Here is a 6,000-nt window from a genome sequence, read left to right on the forward strand (position 1 = left end):
AACGCGCATGACAACGAACGGAGAAATCGTTGAGGGGGTGAACATCCCGACTCTTTACCACGGGTTTATTCAGTCTTATGAGAATACGATACACTTTCGCGCGCACAACGCCGGACTATCTGCAATACGCACTTACACTGGGAGCGCTTTTCCTGATAGTGGGGTGGGGGCTGCCTGCGCAGGCGCAAGACCTTGTGGTCAACGACGGCACGCTCGACGCGAGCCCCGCAGCGTGCACCACAGCGCCCGACGATCTCTCTATCCAGGCCGCCGTCGACAATGCCAGTTCAGGCCAGACCATTTTCGTGTGCCCGGGCACGTACGCCGAGAATGTTGTCGTTAACAAGTCGCTGACCATCCAGGGCAACAACGCGGGCACGCCGGGCAGTGGCACGCGCAACGCCGAAACGATTGTAGTGCCCGAGGTCGATAACGGGGACGCCCCGGTTATTGCGATTCAAGCTTCTGGGGTAACACTTGACGGCTTCCTGATTAACGGCGACAATGCGGGGCTCACAGGGTCGTACAATGCGGGGCAAGGCATCAACATCGACGCTTCTACAGCAGCGTACGACAACATCACCGTCACCAACTCTATCATCGAGAACATTCCGATCGCGTCTGATTCAGGGCCACCACTACTTTCCGGTGGTATTTTGGCACGGGCTTCGGCTGGGAATCCGTCCACAGGAAATGCCTTCACGAACAACCTATTCCGCAATTTTGAGTCATTCTCAGACCAAGTTGGATCCAGTCTCTCGTTTGGCATTGGGATCGACGAAGACTTCTACGCCAGCATATCAGACAATGAAATGGACACCGTGCCGGTCGGCATTGGCGTACAGTCGTTTGAGGATGGCGGAAATATTGACATTCAAACCAATGACATCACTGCCGAGATTATCGGGATTGGGTTTGATGGTGGATTGGGCATTCCTGGAAATGGAGTCAGCGTGTCGGTAATAGAAAACAACATTACACTCACGCAGAAAGAGTTTGACCAGGATAACGATGGCACGGCGGGAGGAACAGTAGGAGAGCAAACCATCGGGATTGCCCTTGCCTCAGTCACGGCCAATCAGGTAGAGCTTTCAGACAATACCGTCAACGACGCGTTCTATGGAATCGTCTTCGACGGAGTCAATCCCAGCAGTGGCAATCCGGCCACCATCACCAATCCCAGCATTGCGGGCGTGCTTCAGGGCATTGCTATTCTCGACGGGCAAGAGCCCAGTACAGTCAGCAACTTCTCCATTAGCGACTTCACGATAGACGACTTTCAGGGAAGTGCAAACATCCGAGATGTTAACTTTCATGCCGGTATCTTTGTCTTCACGGGAGGCAGTCCGGGTAGTTCGCTGACCACAACAGGTACGATTGAGAACGTCACGGTTCGCAACACGGGCGCGCCAGATGGAGGCGTAAACGGGGGACAGTCTTCTGCCGGACTCTACTTCGGCGGATTCAGTGCTGAGTTCGGAAATGGAAATATGTCGCAGAGCGTGACTGTCACCAATGCAACCATAGAAAATAATGACAACCGTGGCATCTTTGCGCGTGGAGACAATACCACGGTCTCTGTAACCGAAAGTGCTGTCTTCGACAACGGAAACAACCCGAAAGGAAGCAATCCCGGTATCGGGGTCTTCGCGCGCCAAGGGGCAAACCTGACGATCACTGAATCGGACATCCGAGCCGGGAGTAGCGCAAACAGTGCATTGCAAGCGGACAACTTCGAGTCCGATTTTGGAAATAACCCAGGGCCCGTCACGCTTACCGCTGCCGCCAACCGCGTCGAAGGCAACAGCACAGCGGATCTGATCAGTGCCGGACAAAACGGAACGGCAGGCGACATCGTGGTGGATGCGTCAGGAAGTGCCTTCCTTGACAGTGGCACGCTGCTCACCGATGCAACAGATGTGTCGGATAACATCAATGTCGGCACGATCACGTCGTCCATTGACATTGACTACAGCCCGTTCCTGAATAGCAGCACCGACACGGACACCGGCACACCTGGATTCCAGGGCGATTTCTCGGCGCTGAACCTCGACAGCGGCAGCCCCGATGTGCAGTCTACAGGCACCAAACTTGAAGAAGCGCTCGTGCTGGGCGGCTCCACCGAGATCATTCTCCAATCGACGGGGGGCACGTACGATGCCTCAGCTCCCGTAGAAACGTCTGCACAGATTACAGTTGCGGACGACCTGTCGTTTACAGGGAGCGGCCCAATTACTATTGTCAACAACGAGTTGGCTGTAGATGCGGGCGTCGCCTCGATCACGGGCAGCCCTGACTTTAACGTGCAGAACCGCTTTACGGGCACCGACGGGGCCGGCAACGACGCGGGCTGGCGCATCCTATCGGCCCCACGAGCAGGGATGGACAGCGACGAGATTGGACAGACGCTTCCGCAGGCCTCCTCGGGCAGCATTCTCTACACGTGGGACGGTGCGGCGCAGAACTTCGTGTCGCAGGACCTTACCAGCACCAACAACCTGCCTGCCGGCGAAGGCTTCTTCCTGTATCTATTTGACATTGCCGGGCGCGACCAGATCGACGCCAATCCGGGCAGCACGTGCGGGGCGGGCAGCGCCTGCATCCAGACGGAGGGCCCGCTCTCGTTTGCGGATCCGGTATCGGATGCGTTTGGCACGGCCAGCGTCGATGTTGCCATCGCGGATGAGGACAACCCGACCGCCACCGAGGCGGGCTACGTACTGGGCAATCCGTTTGCGCAGTCGTTCGATCCAGGGAATCTGATTCTGCAGTCGTCAGGCAGCCCATTAGGCGCGGCAGGCGAGTTTGTGGCGAGTGTCCAGGCCTGGAATCCGCAAAATGAGCAGTATGAGGTCATCAACACGAATCCCTCCAGCCGCAATCTGGCGCCGTGGCAGGGCTTCTGGGTGCTGCGTGCAGAAGGCAACAGCCCCCTCAGCCCGGAGACACTTACGTTTGAGTCGAGCGGGCGCACGACAGGCGCGCCGTTTATCCCCGCCCGGTCAATGACCCGCACGCCGCAGACGGGACAAGTGCTTCTCACAATGCACGTGGAAGACGAGCAGGGAACGACCCTTGCGCAAAGTCAGGCGTCGCTCTATGCGCATGAGGATGCAACATCAGAGCTTGACGTCTACGACGCGCCGCGCATTACGCCGCCGAACGCGTCGTATGCGCAGGTCTCGTTCGTGCAAAGCAGCGACCAACGCCGCCAGGCGCAGCACAGCGTGCCCTACGACTTAGATGAGCACGTGGAGATTCCCTTGCATGCCGAAGGTGTTGGGCTCAGCGGCACGGCCACAATCAGCACCGAGGACTGGACGAACATCCCAAGCGACTGGGCCCTTACGCTCGAAGACACTGAGACCGGTGCGCAGGTGCCGCTGGTGCCGGGCGAAACGTATACGTTCGACTTGAGCGATAGCGGAAGCGGCTCCGGCGGGCTTAGCGGCGGCGTGCAAGGCGATGCAGTAGACAATCCGCGCTTTATTGTGCGTGCCGGACCAGAAGCGCCGCTGCCGGTGGAGCTAACCACGTTTGAGGGGCAGTCCGATGGGCAGGCGGCGGTGCTGTCGTGGACGACGGCCTCCGAGACCAACAATGCGGGGTTCCGTATCCAACAGCAAATGGAGAGCGGATCGTACGAAACGATAGAATTTGTCGAAGGCGCGGGCACCACCGACCGCGAAACCTCCTACCAGATTCGTCTGGATGATCTGAGCTATGGTTCGCACACATTCCGCCTGCAACAGGTGGATACCGACGGCGCGGTAACTCCTTCAGAGCCGCTCTCGCTGGACATCCAGATGCAGACGCCGCTGGAGATCTCAAAGGTGGCTCCTACGCCGCTGTCTGGGCGCGGACAGTTGGAGGTGGCGGTGCGTGAGACGCAAGATGTGACGGTTGCAATCTACGATGCCCTGGGGCGCCAGGTGCGCACGCTGCACAACGGTCCGCTGCAAGGCGACCAGTCGCATGTCATGCAGATTGATGCCGATGGACTGGCCAGCGGCATGTACTTCGTCCGCATGCAAAGCGCCGACGGATCGGCCACGCAGCGCTTTGCGGTGGTGCGATAACTCCCACGATCGAGTCCGACTTTTCTTTTTGTAAATGGGCCCTCATGCAAATTCGCTACGTAATTACTGGAATTGTTTTCGCTGGCCTTGCAATGCTGCTGGGCGGTATGACACCCGTGCAGGCACAGAGCACGCTAACAGTAGATGGGGGCAACGCGAGTTGCGATGATGTAACAGGGGGGCCGTACTGCACCATCCAGGCTGCGATAAACAGCGCAAGCAGTGGCGACAATATTGACGTGGCTGCAGGCACGTACACCGAAAATGTTCTCATCACCACGCCAGTTACCTTGCGTGGTGCCAACGCGGGTGTTGCTGGAAATGACGATACAAGCCGGAGCGCGGAAACGGTGGTACAGCCCCAGCAGACCAGCAACAACGACGATGTGATCTTCGGAGTCGCGGCCAGCAACGTAACGATTGATGGCTTCCTCTTGGATGCCGAACCCAATCCTGACGAATTTGCTGAGGTCGGCATTGGCATTGATGCGACCTCAACATCGTACACCGGCATTACCGTGCAAAACAATATCATTGAACACATTCCGAGCATATCGGAAGCAGCAGCGACCCCAGCAGCAGGCATTGGGGCGCAGGGACCGTCTTCGGGAAATGTGTTTCAGGACAACCTGATGCGCGACTTTGGCGCATTTGCGTCAGGGAGCTTCGGCGTCGATGAAGCCAACGCAGGCATTGGGCTGGCAGGTAATTTCTTTGCGACGGTGACTGATAACGTTACGGAGAACGTCGCCTTTGGCATCTTGATGTTAGGTCACGATGCGACGGCTCCTGATGCTCCGCAGACTATTACCGGCGGCTCGCACATCAACAATCACCGGGGCATTGTTGTCTATCCCGGTTCGGTAGATAGCGCGTACGAAGTCGAAAGCGTGTCCATCACCGGAGCTGCCGAGTACGGCATCACCCTATTTCGCTTTGATGGTTCGCTTGCTGGAATCGGAGACGGATCAAACACTGTGGATGCTACGCTTCGTAACGTTGAAATCCGTGACACCGGTAACTTTGATTCTGATGCCTCGGGCATCAACGTGTCTGCTGATGTTGATGGAGGAGCGTACGAAGTGGATGTCATTGAATCCACCATTGCAAACAATGCAAATCGTGGCATTCACGCGAGTGCGAATGACGATCTGAGTAGTGGGAGTCTGAGCCTATCCGTTTTTGTGCGTCGCTCTGTTATCGAAGGCAACGGGTTTGACCCCAATACCAATGCCGGACGCGGAGCAGGACTCATTGCACAGCGAGGTGGGTTTATCGATGCCGAAAATTCTATTATCACAAACGGCTCTGTGGATGCAGATGCCCTTTCCATTCAAAGTGCAGGGCAGCAGGGAGACAACGGTCTCATGGCCGTCACGCAGTCACAAGTGCTTGCCGGAACGGGGGGCGGACAAGCTGTGGTGGTGAGCAATCCCGGAAGCAATAGCCCCGGGTTGCTGAACGCTTCTCTCAATGCGTGGGATGTTACCGAAGCCAGTAATCTGGCTATCACAAACAATGCTGGGGATGTTGTTGACTACAGCCCCTTCTTAGCCAGTAATGCGGACACGGACGCGGGCACACCCGGCTTTCAAGGCGACTTCTCAACGCTCATCCTTGACAGTGCCAGCAGCAATTCGGGTATAAACACCAAACTGCAGGAAGGAACAGGAGTGAGTGGAGTCGAAACCCTTGTTCTCCAATCGACGGGGGGCACGTACGATGCCTCAGCTCCCGTAGAAACGTCTGCACAGATTACAGTTGCCGACGATCTGTCGTTTACGGGGAGCGGCCCAATTACTATTGTCAACAACGAGTTGGCTGTAGATGCGGGCGTCGCCTCGATCACGGGCAGCCCTGACTTTAACGTGCAGAACCGCTTTACGGGCACCGACGGGGCCGGCAACGACGCGGGCTGGCG

General features: G+C 57.2%; 2 protein-coding genes. Both read left to right on the forward strand.

Going from position 1 to position 6,000, the window contains the following annotated elements; all coding sequences use genetic code 11:
• The first annotated feature begins 77 nt into the window (after positions 1-77).
• The gene (locus CRI93_RS11985) at positions 78-4,079 is read left to right on the forward strand and encodes a T9SS type A sorting domain-containing protein (protein ID WP_098062877.1); all 4,002 of its coding nucleotides are present in this window, start codon (positions 78-80) and stop codon (positions 4,077-4,079) included.
• Between the two features lie 107 nt (positions 4,080-4,186).
• Positions 4,187-6,000, forward strand: a 1,814-nt coding sequence (locus CRI93_RS11990; protein ID WP_217992536.1) for a hypothetical protein, incomplete at its 3' end; no start/stop codon positions are given.

The sequence above is a fragment of the Longimonas halophila genome (assembly GCF_002554705.1).
Taxonomy (GTDB): Bacteria; Bacteroidota; Rhodothermia; order Rhodothermales; family Salinibacteraceae; genus Longimonas; species Longimonas halophila.